Source organism: Streptomyces sp. NBC_01298, from assembly GCF_035978755.1.
Lineage (GTDB): Bacteria > Actinomycetota > Actinomycetes > Streptomycetales > Streptomycetaceae > Streptomyces.
Genome location: NZ_CP108414.1, coordinates 5,771,062 through 5,788,747, shown reverse-complemented (window position 1 = coordinate 5,788,747; position 17,686 = coordinate 5,771,062). Strand labels below are relative to the sequence as shown.

Sequence of the window (17,686 nt, the reverse complement as noted above, 5' to 3'; positions counted from 1 at the left end):
CCCGATGACAGGCAACGACACCCTCAGGCTCGAATTGCACGGCGCCGTACTGGCCGACCTGGATGGCAGCAAGCCCAAGAACTTGGCCCGTGCTCTGGTCTACCAAGCCGAAGACATGCATCCCGATGCCGAGGCATTCGCTTCCGAGAGCGATTTCCAGTCCGCCCTGCGGGAGGCCAGGTCCACCGACCAGCTGGTCGAATTGTGGCGCCGCCAGCTCACCAAGTGGGACTACGCGGAGCATCCCGCCTGGGGGGATGCGGCGCCGCGAACGGACGAGCGCCGCATCGAGGTCTACCACCTGCTCAAGCTTGAAGACGCCACCTACAAGCTGCTCGACGAGCTCGTCCCCGTCCCCAAGACCGCCGGCCCCCTCGTGATCAGCGAGAAGTTCAAGCCGTGGTACACCCCGGAGTCGCAGCGGAGCCGACCTCACTACTGGCCGGCGTACCGCAAACTCCTCGTCGCCAAGGGATGGTCCCCGCACGCCATCGCCGGTCTCGATGTCGCGACGGACCAGGTCGTCGAACGGCTGGCCGACCCCACGGACGAGGAGGTCTACCAATCGAAGGGCCTCGTCGTCGGGTACGTCCAGTCCGGTAAGACAGCCAACTTCACCGGTGTCATGGCCAAGGCCGTCGACGCCGGATACCGCCTGGTGATCGTCCTCGGCGGCACGCTCAACATGCTGCGAGCCCAGACTCAGCGCCGCCTCGACATGGAACTCGTGGGGCGGGAGAACATCATGCGCGGCGCCGACGAAATGGAGTCGGACTACGCCGACGACCCGGCCTGGAAGGCCGGAAAGTTCATCACCTTCGGCGGCATGCCGTCAGCGCTGGGGGCCTTCGACATCGTCCGCATGACAACGCGGAAGAACGACTACAAGAGTCTCCTCCAAGGCATCACGGCTCTGGAATTCGAGAAGCGAGAGCCGGCGCTCCCGCTGTACGACCGAGAGAACCTTCACCGTTCGTCCGCGAGCCTCATGGTGGTCAAAAAGAACAAGACCGTATTGGCCAAGCTCGTCAAGGACCTCGGCAAGATCAGAACACCGCTCTCCGAGATCCCCGTTCTGATCATCGACGACGAATCGGACGAAGCGTCCGTCAACACGTCGAAGCCGGATGCGGCTCAGCGAAGTGCCATCAACGAGCAGATCTCCAAGCTCCTGAGGATGCTGCCCCGAGCCCAGTACGTGGGCTACACCGCCACACCGTTCGCCAACGTCTTCGTCGACCCCAGCGACACCGAGGACATCTTCCCCAAGGATTTCATCATCTCCCTCCCCCGACCGGACGGGTACATGGGGGCGCGAGACTTCCACGATCTGGACTCTGCGTTGGAGGCCGGCGAGCTCACTTTCGCCAACTCCAACGAGAAGGCACACGTACGCGACATCGTGGACGATGCCGACGACGACACCTGTATGCAGCAAGCCATGGACATGTTCGTCCTGAGTGCGGCGATGAAGCTGTACCGGGAGGACCTGGGGGGCCTCGGAGACGGATTCTTCCAGCACCACACGATGCTGATCCACGAGTCCGTACGGACCCATGTACATCGGTCCTTGCACGAGCGGGTCCTCGGATTGTGGCACGAATCCGGCTACACGGGACCCCAGGGCCACGCTCGACTGCGCCACTTGTTCGACACCGACGTCTCCCTGGTCTCCGCCGTACGTTCCGACGGGCATGCCGTCCCCGCCTCGTACGACGAACTCCTGCCCTACGTGGGACCTGCGGTCGTCCGCATCGGCGGCGACGAGCAACCGATCATCGTTGTGAACGGCGACCAGGACCTCGAGACGGGCGAGGCCGACTTCGACAAGCGCGCGATCTGGAAGATCCTCATCGGTGGCCAAAAACTCGCCCGTGGGTTCACGGTCGAGGGACTCACCGTCTCCTTCTTCCGGCGCCGGGCCGGGAACGCTTCCACCCTCATGCAAATGGGCCGTTGGTTCGGCTTCCGAAAGGGATATCGAGACCTCGTCCGCCTGTACCTCGGCCGCAAGGAAACGATCGGAGGGTCAGAATTCGATCTTTACGACGGCTTCCAAGCCATCTGCCGGGACGAGGAAGCATTCCGATCGGAGCTGGAACGCTATTCCGAAATGGTCGACGGGCGCCCTCAGGTCACCCCCGACCAGATCCCGCCGCTCGTCTCCCAGCATGCTCCGTGGCTGAAGCCGACGAGTCCGAACAAGATGTACAACGCCCGGCTGGAACTCGTCCGATCGGCCGGCCGCTGGGAGGAGCCCACCGCCTATCCCCAGAAGGGCCTGGAAAACAACACGGCCCTGTGGTCGCCCGTCTTGGAAAGCCTCGGCGAAGTCCCCACGACGTACGCCTACCACTTCCCCCAAGAGGGCATCACGCACCGGTTCCCGGCGCTGACCGGCAACGTGCCCGCCGAGACGATGCTGTCGGTCTTCGAGCAATTGAGTTGGGAGACCGCCGACCCCTTCGATCCCCACCTCCGGTACCTCCAGGAAATCACTCGAGCCACCCCCGGCAAGATCGACGACTGGCTCGTCCTCGCCCCCCAACACCTGGCCTCCGACAACAAGACCTTGAGGCTCGGCGCCGCGGGCCGCAGCTACTCCTGGTTCGCCCGTGACCGCCGCAAGGACCGGCATCCTCTATTCGGCGCCATCAGCGACCGGAAGCACCGTGGAGTCGCCTATCGGATCGCGGGCGCCCTCCCTGATTCAGGCGACGCCGCAACGGAGAGCCTCGTCGGCGAGCGCCGCGGTGCGCTCGTCCTCTATCCGGTGCTCGAGCGCCATCACCGCGCATCCATCGACTCCGAGGGTCGCTTGGGCACGGACAAGGTCGTCATGGCTTTCGCCTTCGTCGCCCCGGCAACCGCGCAGAGCGCCAACGGCCGGGTTGTCCAATTCACAACGGTCTCCTCGGCGGCGAGTGCGATCATCGACAGGTCGGAGATCGACAAGGGCTGATCCGGGAGTCGGAGGGCGGTACGCGTGACGGTCGTGGAACGAATGCGATCCCTGGACGTCTGCTCGGGCGCCGGCGGTCTCGCACTGGGCCTGGAGCAGGCGGGATTCGACCCCGTGCTACTTCTCGACAATCGGGACGTGGCCGTCGAGACGCTCAGATGGAACAGACCCCACTGGAAGGTTCTGGAGACGAACCTCCTGGACTTCGACCCCTGTGAGCACCAGCAGACGTACGACGTAGACCTGCTGTCCGCAGGTCTACCCCGTGTGAAGGCCACGGCCACCGCCGGTCGACGTGACAGCGACGTCGAGCTCGAGCTGCTGCGCGCCACCATGATGCTCATGCACGGAGTGCAGCCGAAGGCCCTGCTCGTCGAGAACGTGCCCGACCTGGCGACCAAGCCGGCCTATGAGGCGATCCGCGACTATGTGGCCGCGGAACTCTCCCACCTCGGCTATCGGCACAGGTGGCTCGTGATCAACGCTGCCGACTACGGGGTCCCCCAGATGCGACGTCAGGGCATCCTGGTCGCGTTCAAAGGCGATGTTCTCGACGCGTTCGTCGAACCGCTCGCGACCGTGAACAAACACCTCTCGGTGGGTGAGGCCTTGGTCGAATCCATGTCCCGGCGGGGCTGGCCCGATGCCGCGCGCTGGGCGGCGCAGGCCGTCGAACCGGCCCCGACCCTTGTGGGCGGGTCCTGGGCTCGGGGAGGCGCCGATTTGGGTCCGACGGGGTCGAAGGGCGCCTGGGCCCGCATGGGCGTTGACGGAGGGACCGTCGCCGACGAGGTACCCGACGAGACTTTCCACTGGGATCCGGCGCTCGGCCGACCCGGAATGATGCCGTTGACCGTCGACCAGGCGGCCCTGTTGCAGGGTTTCCCACCCGAGTGGCGCATCGCCGGTCGCAAGACGGCTCGATATCGCCAGATCGGCCATGCCTCACCGCCTCCCGTGGGCCGCACTCTCGGTGCCGCCATCGCCTCCGCGCTGCGCGCCTGACGCTCATCGAACCCCTGCAATACGACCGACACCGGTGACTACACTTGACCCTCATGAGCAAGAACCAGCCTCAGTCGTCTCAGCCCGGGGAGATCCGGGTCATGGACCTGTTTGCCGGGGCTGGTGGCTTTTCCGCTGGTTTCGCCGGATACAAGCCGAGTGGCGTGAGTCCCTTCAAGTCGGTCGCGGCAGTGGAGTTCGACGCAGCGGCGGCCTCCACCTACGCCGCCAACTTCGGTGGTTCACACGTGTACCCGGGTGACATCGCGCACTTCGACGCAACCCCGTACAAGGGCCAGGTCGACGTGATCATGGGCGGGCCTCCGTGTCAGGGCTTCTCCGGGCTCGGCAAGCAGAACCCTGACGACCCCCGAAACGAGCTGTGGCAGGAGTACGTCAAGGTGGTGGCCAAGGTCCACCCCAAACTGTTCGTGATCGAGAACGTGGACCGCTTCCTGAGGTCTCCCCAGTTCGACGATCTCCGCACTGCCTCCGAAACGCCGGGTCACCCCCTGTACGACTACACCGTGGTGCCGGCGATGATGAACGCTGCCGACTACGGGGTCCCGCAGGCTCGGCGCCGCGTGATCGTGATCTGCACGCACAAGGATTTCGGGACCCCGCTCCGGCATCCCGAGCCGACGCACGCGAAGAACGGGCCCGTGATCGATACCGATCCCGCACAAGGATCACTCTTCGACGGGTCCGCGATCAGGCCTCGCTGGGAGCCCGTTTCAAAGGTTTTCGGTACGTCTGCCAAGCGCCGCCTCCTAGAGGAGATGCCCGGACCTCGGGGCGGGAACGCTCTCGTCGACGGCGTGCCGGGGCATTACCTCACGACCGACCTCCACTTCCGCCGGCACCCGGAAGATCTTTCCCGCGCGCGGTACATGGCGATCAAGAAGAACGGAAACCGGAACGACCTGCGCGGCGTTTCCTACCGCATGGATGCGGCAGGAAATATCCGCCTGTCCACGGATGCCGGGTACGCCGAGATCGAGGGAGAGGAAATCTCCCTCTCGACACCGAGCTGGGACAATCACAATTCCGGGTCCGGAGACGTGATGGGGCGTCTCCGGATGCACACGCCCTCCGTCACCATTCGCACGGAATTCTACAAGCCGGAAAAGGGGCGCTATCTCCACCCCACGGCGGATCGCCCCATCACCCACTACGAGGCGGCCCTCATTCAAGGGTTCCCGTCAAAATTCAAGTGGTTCGGGACGAAGGTTCAGATCGCCCGCCAGATCGGCAATGCCGTACCCGTCGGCCTCGGCTCGACCCTGGCCGAGGCCATCCACACCTACCTGGCACCGCGTATGTGAGACCGGCCGGTACCGGCGTTTCACGCACGGTCCGACGGCTTGGCGAGGCTCACGCCGGCCGAGACGGGCTCCGCGAGGCCCTTCCTTCTCGCCCCCCTGTCGCGCAGTGGGGCCTCGGCCAGGAGCCGGTCGAAGATCGGAACCAACGCCTCGACAGAGGCCTGTCGCACGGTTCCGTCGTCGGGACCCTCCGGCAGCCGCTCCCAAGGAACCGCCGCCGCGTGCTCCGACTCGTCGATCCAGTCGCGAAGCGCATCGGTCTCGGGTCCTCCGTCAGGAGCGAGCACCTCGTACACCAAGGTGCTGCCCGCCGCGTTCACCGCAGCCGACAGAGCGTTGACCCTATCTCCCATACGCCGCTCTCCTGCGGCGAGCCGCCTACCGAGGATCTTCAAGATCGCCTGTGCCGTAGGACGATGATCGATGACGTCAAGACGCATGGTCGTCTGGAGCACGTCCTGCAGCCGGCAGGCGACCTCGACCGGACGGTAGTCCGATCCGTCCCGAAAGAGCTCGGCCGCCCACCACAGCCGCGAGAAGGCCTGCGTGTAGTGCGGCCCCGAGAAACGCGTCACTGTCGCCGCGCCCTGCCCCGCATCCGCGTCCAACCGGCTATGCCTCCACGCGACGTAGTCCGGGGCCACGACCATGGCCAGGTGGTTCCACAACCGGTTGTCCGCGGCCTCCGCACGTGTCATGCGCAGCGTCGCGTGCAGGCGCGGAGCCAACCACCCGTCTGCGGCCGCCCGGTTGCCGTCGTGTCGGATCATCGCCTGCTCCACGAGGTCGCGTACCGGTGCCGTACGCCATCGAGATCCAGGAGCAAGTTCCTCGGATGCTTTGCGCAGGGCCATCTGCGGCGGTGTCGCCTGGCCGGTCTGCACCGCGCGGCTCAGATGCTTGGCCACAGCGGCATCGGACAGGAAGCCCAGCATCGAGGGGAGATCCTCACGATTCATGCCGCTCACCTGGAGACACCGTTCTCTTCCTCCCCGTGCACCGAGCGCACCGCGTTGGTCAGATTCCTCGTGGTGCGACTGCGCCGTCCCGCCGCGAACTGCACACCCGTCTGGACCTCCGCCCAACCGTGACCCTTCGTACGCCGTTCGGTGAGCTCGTACAGGGCGTCGGTGAGCTGCCGACCGGGCAGCACGTCGGGGAGCATCACGCGGAGAACCGCCTCTCGCCAACCGGTGGGCATCAACGGAGTTCCGTCCTCGTCGACGTCCAGGTCGCTGATCGCGGTGTGGAACATCGCCGTCCAGGCATCCTGGGCGATCTGACTCGCGCTGAGCTCACGCAGGGTCCTCACCGCAGCACTTCCCCCGGTGCCGGCGAGCGCCTCGATCAGTCCTTCTACGGCGCCCGTGTTGAGGTAGACGGTGGGGATCTCCCCCGCGGTCTCGACGATCCACGCGGACTCCTTGTACGGCCGCAGCCACTCGTGCGGGCCTTCCTTGAAGTCCACTTCGACGATGTCGATCTCCCGCTGCCGCACAGGCACGGAAGCCTTGAGGTCGACGGCCCAGTCCTCCGTGGAGACACCGACCAGGCGGCCCGGAACTCCGCCGACGGTCGCCACCACGAGGACGCCCAACATCGCGCGACTGACGTGGCATGCTCGGTCCAGCTCGACCGTTCCCTGCATGGTCCCGTCCGCGCCCCGTAGAAGAACCGTCGCGAAGCGTCTGTTGGTGGCCTTCTCCGACAGGACCGCGAGAAAGGCGACATCCGACCACGGCCCCGAGAGCAGTTCCTCGTTCGGAGCCGTGACGACGACCCGGAGCCTGGCACGATCCCATTCGCCCCGCCCGGACCGGTGCAGGGCCACTGCCCGGTCCGCAGCGGAGATCTTGTCGTACGGAAGCTCCGCGCCATCGACGGAGACGGAGACGACCTTCAGGTCGATGTCTCCGAAGATCGTCGGATAGGGAAACACCGCGGTCACTTCACACCCCCGCGCGCCTTCTGGACCTCCACCACAAGGCGGGCGAACCCACCATGCACCGGGTGGGTGCGGGGATCGGTCACACCATGGAACACGGCCGTGCGTACCCCGGGGTCGACCACCAGGTCGCCCGCCTCCACACGACAGTCGACGGACGCGACGAGCTCGGCCCAATCGACCACCGGCCTGCCACCGGAGCGCACGTCGAACTTCGCCACCGGCGTCAGCAGCCAGGGATCCTCCGCATCGGGCAGCTTGATTTCCACGGTCACGTTCCAAGCCCCGGCATCATCGACGCGCGCATCGACGCTCCGGACCACGGGGAAGCTCTGTGTCCTCCGTTGCGCCGCTGTGGGCACACCCAGCTTCAGGAGGTCCCTCAACACCGCAGGGCCCCCGGATCGGTTGACGTCCCGCCTCCCCACGAGGCCGCGTACCGCCTTGTCCACGTCACCGCGAAACTCCTTGAGCCGGCTGACGGCACCACGCTCGTAGAGGGAGGTCAGTTCCTCCGTGCGGTCCCAACGGTCGTGCTCGGGTGGCTCCGAAGCACGCAGGAACGCCTCGGCGAGGTCCACGTCCTCACCCGTACGATCCGTCGCGTACCCGGCAAGGAGGACTGCCTGGAAAGGCGTGGTGCCGAGCGGCAACTCGCGCGGCCTGTGTTCCGTGATGGTCATGCGGTTGCCACGCATGCAGACGACGCGGCTGTGCTTCTCATCCGTATCGGCCGCCGGGGTGAGCAAGAGGACCGCGCGGTGCTCCCTGCCCTTGTCGCGCACCCGTCCATGGCCTTTTCGGGGCGTCACTATCAGCGGGACCTCGACACGGGCCACCTGGTCGGCTGATGTAAGCACGTCCACCACCCTGCCGTCGAGGTGGCACTGCAACGCTCGGCTCAGGGCCGGATGTCGGGAATGCGGGTCGACCCTCTCTTCCCCGATGACCACACGGCCGTTGCGCAGGGCGCTCACCCGGACGTCCAACAGCGGGCCCGCGTCGCGTCCTCCGATCATGGCTGCCCAGAACCCGTCGGCAAGCGAGCGGACCAACTTTTCGTGGAGGTCCTGCAACTCTTCCGCATCTCCCGAGGCGTCGTGCGCGCCCACCACGAGGAAGGACGTCCCAGGAGTTCCGTCCCTCCTTTCGAGATGGAGGCTGCGGACCACATCCCCGCTCGCCCACCAGGAGCGCGACACGTCCTTGTGGGTGGGTTCGGAGTCGGGCTCGCCGAACCAAGCCGGGCCCGCGAACGCCTCGCCTCCCACCTGCCTCCACGGAAGGTCCAACCGTCCAATGACGCGTCGCTCCGTACGCCCTTCATACGGCTCGGAGAGGGTGGAGTTGATCAGCACGAGGCCGAATCGACTCGCGGCCCATAGTGTGGCCTTCCCCAGACCGTAGGACCCGCCCGCCCGACCACCGGCCTCCTTGTGACTGTCGAGCTGACGCCTGACCACGGCGGCGAAGCGCCCGTCCTGATACTCGGGGCCGGTGAGGCCGTTGGCGTTGTAGTCGTCGACGCGGAGCAGGAGGAGGGACTTCCGCGTCTCCAGATCGTCCAGTGCCGCCCGCAGGCTCCTCGAGACCTTCTGCTCGGCCGACGCCGCTTGGTCGTAGTGCGGTCGCAGATCCTCCCAGCGCAGAGCAGCAAGGAAGTCCGAAAGGAACTCTCCGCTCAGTTCGTGCAGGGTGTAGTGCATGCGCACGGGAACACTCGGGTCGTGGCGCTCGTCGAGGGAGTTCTGGGTCGCTTCCCGGGCCAGCACGGACATGTCCGCATCGAAGGCGAAGGTGGCGGCGTTGCCATATTCACGGCCTCCGTCGGCGTGGGCCGGACGATGGTGCCAGCGTCGGGGGGGTTCGGGTGGGACAGCGGTGGATCGGCTGGGCACCGATGCGGCATCCGTGCCGAACAACTCGGCGAGAGCATGTTTGGTCTCGTCTCGCGGCCCGCTCCGTCCATTGACCCACGCGGAGAGAACCGCCCCAGTCAGCCCCAGCCGATCACCAAGATCGGATTGCGTCATGTTCATGCGGCTCAACTGACGCGAGAGCCACGGACCGAACTCCTCGCCCGGCTGCTCCATACGTCTTCCTCCGCTGGTCAGGCTCGTGATTACGTAGGCCACGATCACCCTAACAGCGGAGTTTTGACGAGTCAGGCGATGCCAAATAGCGGTGACGGTGCGGACTCACTCAGGGGCCCCGACAGCCCGTCACCGCCCGGCGGACACGCGGCCGGACCGCCGTTCCTCGACTGCCCGCACGATGCGGACGGCGGCTTCGTCGGGACTCTCGTGTTCCCACACCCGGAGCGACAGCCAGCCGGACTCGGCGAGGCGCACGTCGGTGTCGTGGTCCCGTGCCCGGTTTCCCTCGATCTTGGCTCGCCAGAACTCGGCATTTCGTCGGGGCCACGTCACGTGTTCGGGACATCCGTGCCAGAAGCAGCCGTCCACGAAGACGGCGACCCGTGTGGGGCCGAAGACGATGTCGGCTTCGCGTCGCACCCCCTTCGCCGGTCGACGATGGACCCGGTAGCGCAAGCCCGCCGCGTGCAAGGCTCGCCGCAAGGCCATCTCAATCCCGGTGTCCTTGCTCTTCTGGCGGCTCATACGAGCTCGATCGCCGGGAGTGCTCTCAAGGGCTTCCACGCCGTCATTGTCGCGGAACGGGAAGTTCGAGTTGGACGTGGCCGCGGGCCAGGGCCGTGGGTGGGGTGGGGCGGGTGGTGGTCAGGGTGAGGAGGGTGCGGAGGGCTGCGATTACTTCCGACGGGGTGTCTCGCATCATCGACGGGGTGGCGCTGACCACCAGGATGCCGTGGGTCTCCAGGCGGAGGCGGCGGTGGAGGGTGGCGTGCCAGGAGTCGCGGGTGTAGTGGTACTCCGCCGAGTCGATCTCCAGGGCCACGCCCTCGTCGGGCCAGTAGGCGTCCGGGCTCGCCAGGAAGGTGCCGTCCGGGGTGTGGAGGCGGGCGTTCCAGAGGGGGGTGGGCAGGTCCGTGGCGGTCAAGGTGTCTCGGGCCTGGGCCTCGGCGAACGAGCGGACTCCGGCGAGGAGTTCCGCGGCCGCCGCGCGGATCGCGGGGCGGGTCAGGAGGCGGGCGGCGCGGAGTTCGGCGTGCAGGTCCTGCGGGTGGCACCAGCCGGACTGGACGACCTGGGCGAGGATCGAGCGGATCCGGTCCGCCGGCTCGTCGGTCCGGGCCGCGAAGTCGGCGGCCGCGCGTACCGGGCGGGTACTCGGGATGCCGGACACGGTGATGGTGCGGGGCCAGCGGGTGGTGGGGAACGGCCGTACCTCTGGTGAGGCGGCGAGCCGGCGCGGGGCGCGGATCAGGACGTCGGCCGGGGTGTACGGGGCTTCGCGGATGCCGAGCAGGGCGAGGGCCGCGCCGCCGGTGAGGGCGGCGGTGTCGCCGGAGAGCGGGTCGGAGCCGGGCTCGGCGGCGTAGAGGACGGCGGCGAGGGCGCGTTGGCGCTGGTCCGGGGGGCCGGTCTGGAGGAGGTAGACCCGGGGCAGCAGGCGCTGCCAGGGCCCGCCGGGGCGGGTGCGGGAGGTGATCGTGCCGGGTGGGATGCCGGCGGTGGCGGTGAGTTGGTGGCGCGTGGCGAGATTGAGTTGGCGGCGGGCGGGGGTCGCCTCAGAGGCCGGCCGGGGCCGGGCGGCCGGGCGGGGCCGCGGCGGGTGTGCCGGGTGGGTGGGCTGTGCCGAGTGCGCCGGGTGGGCCGTGGCTGGCGCCAGGCGGGCCTGACGGGTTGCTGGCGCTGAGCCGGCCTGGTGCGTGCCCTGCCCCGAGTGGGCCTGGTGCGTGGCCTGCGCCGAGCGAGCCTGATGTGCGGCCTGCGCCGGGTGGGCCTGGTGCGTGGCCTGCGCCGGGTGGGCCTGGTGCGTGGCCTGCCGGGCGGGTGTGGTTCGTGTGGTGCCTGTGGTGGGGTTCATGGGCGCGGTATGCCCTGTCCGAGGTGCTCGGACGCCCCGCCGGGCGATGTTTCGGAGCAGCCCGTGGGCACTCTCACGGCCGTCCTGCGCCATCCGGTGAGGCTTCGCGTCGCGAGACCCGCCGTTCGGGTGGAAGACGGGTTCGGTCACGCCGGGGTGAGGAACACGACCGGAGCGCCGGGTCTCCCCGGACCCGGCCGCCGGGCGTACCGGTCGGGCGATCGATGGGCCTGACGATGTGACTGCCGGGCAGTCGGTCGATGGGCGGGACGTCGAGCTGTCGGTAGAGCCGTCGGTAGAAATACCGGTAAGGCCGCCGGTGGGACTGGTGGCCGGCCTGAAGATCTGGCAGACCATCGACCTGGCGGCCGGTCAGGTCGTCGGCCAGGTCATCGGTCAGGGCGAAGGGGCCGCGGAGGTGCTCCGTGAGGGCGGGTCATCTCTCAGCGGCAGCGGCCCGGTTGCATGGCTTCCCGGCAGGCGGCGTGCGGCCCGACTGCGCCGCCCGGTCCGGGACGGGCAGAGCCGGGGCAGGGCCCCCCGGGCCCGGCCGAGGCCGGAGGAGCGGCGGCGCCCGGCTCCGTGCCGTGCCCGGGTCGGTCGGGGAGGGGGTGCCCGGGCCGGCGGGTTATGCCGCCCGGTTCGGGTGGTCCGGGGAGAGGAAGACGATGACGCCCGTCTCCGTGCCGGGGAGGGGGGCCACCTCGTGCCAGCCCAGGCGGCGGTACGTGGCCACCGTGTTCTTGGCCAGGCGGCTGGTCAGCAGCCAGGCGCGGCGGTCCGGGGCGTCGGTGGTGATCTCGGCGAGGAGGTCCCGGGCGGTGCCGCGGCCGCGTGCGTAGGGGCGTACCGCGAGTTCGTCTATCTCCAGCGCCCCGGTGAGGAGTTCCTTCACCCGGGCCGACCCGAGCTGCGCCGCGACCTGGGCGTACGCACGGTTCTTCGGGAAGGCCGCCGGGGTGAGCCAGCCCGTCGCGAAGCCGTCGATGCCCGTGGCGGACTGGATGAAGGCGGTACGGAAACCACGGCGCCGGGCGTCGGCCGGGAGACGGGCGGCGAACTGGCGAATGGTTTCTTCGTCTTCGTTCCACGGCGGGGCGGAGAAGACGTCGGCGTAGGCGTCGACCAGTTCGTCCGCGAGGTCGAGGACGGCCTGTCCGTAGCAGATCACGATGTCCTGGCTCCTGATGTGGGTGGGGTGGGGCGGGCGGGTGGGGCCGGGGTGGTTTGCCCCTTTGGGTGGGAGATTGAATTTATGCCCATCGGGTTCCATCAGCAGACATCGCGCGGATCCGGCGAGTGTGCGACAAATCCCCTCGGCGCGGTCCGTGTCGGGCGGCCGGGCGGCCGCGTTGAGCAGCACGTGGACAGACTCCTTCGGGCCGTCGGCGGGTGCGGGCTCGCGTTTCTGCTCGTGTTGGGCGTGGTGGCGGTGCTGCCGCGCGGTGTGCGGGACGCGGTGCCCAATCCGGTGATCGGCGGCGCCGTACTGGTGTTGGCCGCGGTGGGGGCCCGGCGGGTGGTCAAGCGGTCGAGTTAGCCTCGGGGGCGAATAGGTGTGCGCGTATGAACCGATGATCCGATGAGGTGAGGGAGTTGGACAGCATGGCACGGGTACCGAGTTCTGTAGTGGCGGCCGCCGGTCTGGTCGGCGGTTACGCCGTCGCGCGGTGGACCAAGAAGCGGCCGCTCGGCGGTGTCGTCCTCGGCGCCGCGGGCGTCGTGGCCGGGCGGGAGTGGCACAAGCGCGGCGGCGTTCCGGCCGCCGCCGGGCTCGGCGCGCTGTACCTCGCCGGTTTCGCCGGTGCGCACCCGCTGGCCAAGAAGGTCGGCGCCTGGCCGGCGGTCATCGGCGCCGCCGGTGTGGTCGCCGCCGCGTCGTGGGCGATTGCCGACCGGGGCTGAACCCCGGCCGGGGCAGCCTGGCCGAAGTCCCTCGGCCGAAGTCCGGGCCGGCCCGGGCAGTGCCCGGTCCCACGCCCGGTCAGCCAGGTCAGCCCGGTCACGTCCAGTCGTGCCCGGTCGCGTCCAGCCCGCCCGCCGCGGTACGCGGCCCCGTGCGGGCATCCCGTTCGAGCAAGGGGGCTTCGGCATGCCCGATCGTGCGCTGAGCTTCGGAGCGCGGGCGGAAGCGTACGAGCGGTTCCGGCCGGGGTATCCCCCGGAGTTGTTCGACCTCGTGCGGGAGTACGCCGGCGGTCCGGTCACGAGCGCCCTCGAAATCGGGGCCGGGACCGGGAAAGCGACCCGGCTGTTCGCCGGACAGGGGGTCACGGTCACCGCGACCGACCCGGACGGGGCCATGCTCCGCGAGCTGCGCAAGCACGTGCGGGCCTCCGGCGTCAGCACCGTACGGGCCTCCCTCGAGGACCTACGGCCCGGCCGCCGGCGGTACGGGCTGGTCTACGCGGTGGCGGCCCTGCACTGGACGGTCCCGGAGGGCCGGTGGGCGCGGGTGGCCGCCCTGCTGGAGCCGGCGGGGGTGTTCGCCTCGGCAGGCGGGCAGGTGCGGCCCGCCGACCCGGCCGTGACCGAAGCCGTTCGCGCGGCGCGGGCTCCGTTCCTGGAGAGCGACGAGGTCCCGTCCCCGGACGGAACACCGCCCGGGGACGCCATGCAGTGGCCGGGGACCGAACTCCGGCGGGCCGGCTCCGCCTGGTTCGGCGGTGTGCGGCAGGTCGTCATCGACCGCCGGCTGACGATGAGCGCCGACGAGTACACCGGCTACCTCTCCACCGTCTCGGCCTATGCCGCGCTCCCGGCCCTCGAGCGGGAGCAGGTGTTCCGCGGGATCGCGCGGGTCCTGCCCGAGCGCGTCGAGATCGTCGCCGACTTGGTCGTCCATCTCGCCCGGCGCCGCTGACCGCTCCCCGGGGGCCCGTACGGCGCCGCCCGCCCTGCCCGGCTGGCGCGTCGCCCGCCCTGCCCGGCTGAGCCACCGCCCGGCCGGACGCCGCCCGCCCTGCCCGGCTGCGGCGGGGCCGTCTCGGTCGTCGGCCCCGTCGCCCCGGCAACGTAGCCGCCGGGCCCGTAGCCGCCGGGCACTGCCCCGTCGGGCCACCCCACCACCCCGCCGCCCCGCCACCGGCGCCCCGCCTCGGCGCCCTACGCGCCGAAGGCCCGCGACACCGTGTAGATCAGGAGGCCCGCCAGGGCGCCGACCACCGTGCCGTTGATGCGGATGAACTGGAGGTCGCGGCCGATGTGGGCCTCGATCTTGCGCGAGGTGTGCTCCGCGTCCCAGCCCGCCACCGTGTCCGTGATGAGGGAGGTGATCTCCTTGCGGTACGTGGTGACCACGTACACCACCGCGCCCTCGATCCAGCCCTCCACCTTGTCCTGGAGCCGGCCGTCCGTGGCCAGCCTCGAGCCCAGGGACATCAGCGAGGAACGGACCCGCAGGCGCAGCGCGCTGCGTTCGTCCTCGGCCGCCGAGATGATCATCGAGCGGACCGCCGTCCAGGTGGAGGCGATCACGTCCTGGATCTCCTCCCGCTGCAGGATCTCCGACTTCAGGCGCTCCACCCGCGCCCGCGTCTCCGTGTCCGACTGGAGGTCCGCCGCGAAGTCCGCGAGGAAGCGGTCCACCGCCCCGCGCGCCGGGTGCTCCGGCATGTCCCGCATCTCCTGGACGAAGCGGAGCAGTTCCTTGTAGACGCGGTCGCCGATCTTGCGGTCCACGAACCTCGGGGTCCAGCCCGGCGCCCCGCCCTGCACCGCCGCCTCGACCGACTCGGCGTGGGTGACGAGCCAGTCGTACGCCCGCGCGCACACCAGGTCCACGACCCGGCGGTGGCCGCCGTCCGCGACGACCTTCTCCAGCGTCTTGCCGATGCCCGGCGCGATCTCCGCCGTCTCCGCCCGCCGCGTGATCGCCTCGCCCACGACGGCCTGCACATCGGAGTCCCGCAGGACGGTCAGCGCCCCGCGCAGGGCGGTGGCCAGCTCCGCCGTGACCCGGTCGGCGTGCGCGGGCTCGGCCAGCCAGGCACCGAGCCGGCCGCCGATGCCGAGGGCGCGCAGCCTCGTACGGACCACGTCGGCGGAGAGGAAGTTCTCCCCGACGAACTCCCCGAGCGAGACGCCGAGCTGGTCCTTCTTCGTCGGGATGATCGCGGTGTGCGGGATGGGCAGGCCGAGCGGCCGCCGGAAGAGCGCGGTGACGGCGAACCAGTCCGCGAGCGCGCCGACCATGCCCGCCTCGGCTCCGGCCGCCACGTACCCGGCCCAGCCGCCCGCGCCCGCGTGCTCCGCCCACTTCGCCGCCACGTAGATCAGCGCGACCAGGATCAGCAGGCCGGTGGCGGTCCGCTTCATCCGGCGGACGCCATGGCGACGCTCCTCGTCCGCCTCGCTGAACACGAACCCACCGCGCGCCGCGGCCGGCCCGGCCGGTGACGCCGTCGACGACTGCGACGACTGCGACGACTGCGATGCCTTCGACGAAGAGGTCGACGAAGGCTCGGCCTCCTCCGTAGTCGTCGTGCTGCCCTGATCCACGTGCTCCTGCCTTCCCCCGGGCGACGGTTTCGTCCGCAAAGCGTCCGACTCCATAGCATCCGACTCCCGGGGCGCCCGGGGAGTTCCCGGCGCGCCGTACTCGTCCCCCGGCTGAGGGACCCCGCGGGCCCCTCCAGGCAGCCGCCGGCCGCCTACAGCTCCTTGCGCGGCTTCCGCTTCGAGACCGCCCGCTGCTTCGGCGGCTTCACCTTGACCTCGACCCCGCCCCAGAAGGCGAGGCCCGTCACGACCACCCGCGGAGCCCCCGGCTCGACGGGGCCCGGGCTGTCGCGCTGGTCGAAGCCGCCCATCACGCCGATACCCCGTACATCGACCTCGATGCCCGGCGGCACGATGATCTGGATGCCGCCCATGATGGCGACGCAGTTGATCACCACCTCGCGCTCGGCGAAGTTCGCCTCGCGCAGGTCGATGTCACCGCCGCCCCAGAACGCCACCGCGTGGAACCGCGCGGGCACGGTCCAGTTGCCCTTGCGCTGGAAGCCCGACATGACCGCCACGGCCATGGCCGGGCCGCCCGCCGCCCCTCCCCCGCCCACGATCCGGGCCGGCCAGGCGGCCTCCGAACCCGCCGGCACCGCCTTGGTCAGCCCGACCGGACCCACCGGGGCGGCCGCGATCGGGGCCGTCGCGCCGGGCGCGGGCAGATCCCGGGTCAACGGTTCGAGCTCCGCGTACGTGCGGGACCGGTAGGCCGTGTCCAGCCTCTCCTCGAACTCGTCCATATCGAGCCGGCCCTCGGCGACGGCGTCCCGCAGCCGGTCCACCACCCGCTCCCGGTCGGCGTCCGAGGCCCTCAGCTCGGGCAGCGGCGACGTCTCGGGCAACGGCGGCAACGGCGTCTCAGGCCGCTCATCACTCATACGGACCAGCCTATGCAGTCACCCCGCGGAGCGGTACGGCCCGAACCCCGCTCCGGCTCAGGGTTGTCCCTGATTTAACCCCTGGCCCGCCCTGCCTACCCCCCTCCCCCCACCCCCTCCCCCCTACCGCCTACCCCCGCCCCGCGTACATCCGTGCGATCACGTCCTCGATGTCCGGCTCCCGCACCGACAGGTCCAGCAGCGGGTACTCCGCCGCCACCGCCGCCACCAGTGGAGCCGCCGAAGCCCGCGCCGGGAAGGCCAGCCACTGCCGCGCGCCCTCCACCTTCACCACGCGCGCCCCCGCCACCTCGATCGGAGGGAGCTCCCGCTCCAGGTCCACCACCAGCGTCCGCTCGCTCGCCGCCGCGCCGTCCGCGCCGTCCGCCGTGTGCAGTCCGCCCAGCGAGCCGTCGTACACCAGCCGCCCGTGGTCGATCACCATCACCCGTTCGCACAGCTGCTCGATGTCCTGGAGATCGTGGGTGGTCAGCAGCACCGTGGTGCCGAGCTCCTCGTTCAGCTGCCGCAGGAAGCCCCGTACGCTCGCCTTGCTCACCACGTCCAGCCCGATCGTCGGCTCGTCCAGGTACAGCACGTCGGGGTCGTGCAGCAGCGCCGCCGCGATGTCCCCGCGCATCCGCTGCCCCAGCGACAGCTGCCGTACGGGTACGTCGAGCAGCTCGGCGAGGTCGAGCCGGTCCACGCAGCGCTCCATGTTCTGCGCGAACCGCGCCGCCGGGATCCGGTACATCCGCCGCATCAGCGCGTACGAGTCCTTCAGCGGAAGGTCCCACCACAGCGTCGTGCGCTGCCCGAACACCACGCCGATCCGGTGCGCGAGGCGCATCCGCTCCCGGGCCGGGTCGATGCCGGCGACCCGCAGCCGGCCGCCGCTCGGGGTGAGGATGCCGGTCAGCATCTTGATGGTGGTGGACTTGCCGGCGCCGTTGGGTCCGATGTAGCCGACCATCTCGCCCCGGGCCACCTCGAAACTGATCCCGTCCACGGCTCTGACCTGCCGTTTCTCCCGGCGCACCAGGCCCACCCGGCGCCGTACGTCGAAGACCTTCTCGACCTCGTGCAGTGAAATCAGCGCTTCCGGATCCGACAT

Annotated in this window: 16 protein-coding genes; 7 read left to right on the top strand and 9 right to left on the bottom strand. The window is 69.7% G+C overall.

Annotation, left to right across the window (positions count from 1 at the left end; all coding sequences use genetic code 11):
- Positions 1-4 precede the first annotated feature (4 nt).
- The 3 genes from OG730_RS26305 to OG730_RS26295 are packed head-to-tail and all read left to right on the top strand — an operon-like array spanning position 5 to position 5,292.
- On the top strand, positions 5-2,962 hold the full coding sequence (locus OG730_RS26305; protein ID WP_327306544.1) for a Z1 domain-containing protein: 2,958 nt from the start codon (positions 5-7) through the stop codon (positions 2,960-2,962).
- Between the two features lie 42 nt (positions 2,963-3,004).
- The gene (locus tag OG730_RS26300) at positions 3,005-3,967 is read left to right on the top strand and encodes a DNA cytosine methyltransferase (protein WP_327309430.1); all 963 of its coding nucleotides are present in this window, start codon (positions 3,005-3,007) and stop codon (positions 3,965-3,967) included.
- A 53-nt stretch (positions 3,968-4,020) separates the two neighbouring features.
- A complete protein-coding gene (locus OG730_RS26295) occupies positions 4,021-5,292 on the top strand; it encodes a DNA cytosine methyltransferase (RefSeq protein WP_327306543.1) in 1,272 nt (423 codons plus the stop codon).
- A 20-nt stretch (positions 5,293-5,312) separates the two neighbouring features.
- Here the strand turns inward: OG730_RS26295 and OG730_RS26290 are convergent, their stop codons facing one another.
- The 6 genes from OG730_RS26290 to OG730_RS26265 form a co-directional block, all read right to left on the bottom strand.
- The gene (locus OG730_RS26290; RefSeq protein ID WP_327306542.1) at positions 5,313-6,251 is read right to left on the bottom strand and encodes a DUF6339 family protein; all 939 of its coding nucleotides are present in this window, start codon (positions 6,249-6,251) and stop codon (positions 5,313-5,315) included.
- A 5-nt stretch (positions 6,252-6,256) separates the two neighbouring features.
- A complete protein-coding gene (locus tag OG730_RS26285) occupies positions 6,257-7,240 on the bottom strand; it encodes a hypothetical protein (protein ID WP_327306541.1) in 984 nt (327 codons plus the stop codon).
- Positions 7,237-9,330, bottom strand: coding sequence for a helix-turn-helix domain-containing protein (locus tag OG730_RS26280; protein ID WP_327306540.1), 2,094 nt, complete (start codon positions 9,328-9,330; stop codon positions 7,237-7,239). The genes OG730_RS26285 and OG730_RS26280 overlap by 4 nt, the downstream gene beginning before the upstream one ends.
- A gap of 129 nt (positions 9,331-9,459) precedes the next feature.
- Positions 9,460-9,858 carry a very short patch repair endonuclease gene (locus OG730_RS26275; protein WP_327306539.1) on the bottom strand — a complete coding sequence of 133 codons (399 nt, stop codon included), beginning with the start codon at positions 9,856-9,858 and terminating at the stop codon, positions 9,460-9,462.
- A gap of 43 nt (positions 9,859-9,901) precedes the next feature.
- Positions 9,902-11,188: a hypothetical protein gene (locus tag OG730_RS26270; RefSeq protein ID WP_327306538.1), complete on the bottom strand. Its 1,287-nt coding sequence runs from the start codon at positions 11,186-11,188 to the stop codon at positions 9,902-9,904.
- Positions 11,189-11,816: 628 nt separating this feature from the next.
- Entirely contained in the window at positions 11,817-12,359 is a 543-nt protein-coding gene (locus tag OG730_RS26265) for a GNAT family N-acetyltransferase (RefSeq protein ID WP_327306537.1), read from the bottom strand.
- A 192-nt stretch (positions 12,360-12,551) separates the two neighbouring features.
- Here OG730_RS26265 and OG730_RS26260 point away from each other — a divergent pair, with 192 nt between their 5' ends.
- The 3 genes from OG730_RS26260 (at position 12,552) to OG730_RS26250 (ending at position 14,051) form a co-directional block, all read left to right on the top strand.
- Positions 12,552-12,728 (top strand): hypothetical protein, encoded by a 177-nt coding sequence (locus OG730_RS26260; RefSeq protein ID WP_327306536.1) that lies wholly within the window; start codon positions 12,552-12,554, stop codon positions 12,726-12,728.
- Between the two features lie 65 nt (positions 12,729-12,793).
- The gene (locus OG730_RS26255; protein WP_327306535.1) at positions 12,794-13,093 is read left to right on the top strand and encodes a hypothetical protein; all 300 of its coding nucleotides are present in this window, start codon (positions 12,794-12,796) and stop codon (positions 13,091-13,093) included.
- A gap of 187 nt (positions 13,094-13,280) precedes the next feature.
- The gene (locus tag OG730_RS26250) at positions 13,281-14,051 is read left to right on the top strand and encodes a class I SAM-dependent methyltransferase (RefSeq protein WP_327306534.1); all 771 of its coding nucleotides are present in this window, start codon (positions 13,281-13,283) and stop codon (positions 14,049-14,051) included.
- Positions 14,052-14,293: 242 nt separating this feature from the next.
- On the opposite strand, the gene OG730_RS26245 is transcribed toward OG730_RS26250, so the two are convergent.
- Positions 14,294-15,550, bottom strand: coding sequence for a DUF445 domain-containing protein (locus OG730_RS26245; protein WP_327306533.1), 1,257 nt, complete (start codon positions 15,548-15,550; stop codon positions 14,294-14,296).
- On the opposite strand from OG730_RS26245, the gene OG730_RS26240 reads away from it, so the two are divergent.
- The gene (locus OG730_RS26240; protein ID WP_327309631.1) at positions 15,489-15,683 is read left to right on the top strand and encodes a hypothetical protein; all 195 of its coding nucleotides are present in this window, start codon (positions 15,489-15,491) and stop codon (positions 15,681-15,683) included. The genes OG730_RS26245 and OG730_RS26240 overlap by 62 nt on opposite strands.
- 157 nt (positions 15,684-15,840) lie before the next feature.
- Here the strand turns inward: OG730_RS26240 and OG730_RS26235 are convergent, their stop codons facing one another.
- Positions 15,841-16,572, bottom strand: a complete 732-nt coding sequence (locus OG730_RS26235) for a DUF1707 SHOCT-like domain-containing protein (RefSeq protein WP_327306532.1) — start codon at positions 16,570-16,572, stop codon at positions 15,841-15,843.
- 130 nt (positions 16,573-16,702) lie between these two features.
- Entirely contained in the window at positions 16,703-17,686 is a 984-nt protein-coding gene (locus tag OG730_RS26230; RefSeq protein ID WP_327306531.1) for an ABC transporter ATP-binding protein, read from the bottom strand.

Bases quoted from the DNA above. Each gene is read 5' to 3' on its own strand.
- OG730_RS26305 (WP_327306544.1), top strand. From the start codon at position 5: ATGACAGGCAACGACACCCTCAGGCTCGAATTGCACGGCGCCGTACTG.
- OG730_RS26300 (WP_327309430.1), top strand. From the start codon at position 3,005: ATGCGATCCCTGGACGTCTGCTCGGGCGCCGGCGGTCTCGCACTGGGC.
- OG730_RS26295 (WP_327306543.1), top strand. From the start codon at position 4,021: ATGAGCAAGAACCAGCCTCAGTCGTCTCAGCCCGGGGAGATCCGGGTC.
- OG730_RS26290 (WP_327306542.1), bottom strand. From the start codon at position 6,251: ATGAATCGTGAGGATCTCCCCTCGATGCTGGGCTTCCTGTCCGATGCC.
- OG730_RS26280 (WP_327306540.1), bottom strand. From the start codon at position 9,330: ATGGAGCAGCCGGGCGAGGAGTTCGGTCCGTGGCTCTCGCGTCAGTTG.
- OG730_RS26275 (WP_327306539.1), bottom strand. From the start codon at position 9,858: ATGAGCCGCCAGAAGAGCAAGGACACCGGGATTGAGATGGCCTTGCGG.
- OG730_RS26270 (WP_327306538.1), bottom strand. From the start codon at position 11,188: ATGAACCCCACCACAGGCACCACACGAACCACACCCGCCCGGCAGGCC.
- OG730_RS26255 (WP_327306535.1), top strand. From the start codon at position 12,794: ATGGCACGGGTACCGAGTTCTGTAGTGGCGGCCGCCGGTCTGGTCGGC.
- OG730_RS26250 (WP_327306534.1), top strand. From the start codon at position 13,281: ATGCCCGATCGTGCGCTGAGCTTCGGAGCGCGGGCGGAAGCGTACGAG.
- OG730_RS26235 (WP_327306532.1), bottom strand. From the start codon at position 16,572: ATGAGTGATGAGCGGCCTGAGACGCCGTTGCCGCCGTTGCCCGAGACG.
- OG730_RS26230 (WP_327306531.1), bottom strand. From the start codon at position 17,686: ATGTCGGATCCGGAAGCGCTGATTTCACTGCACGAGGTCGAGAAGGTC.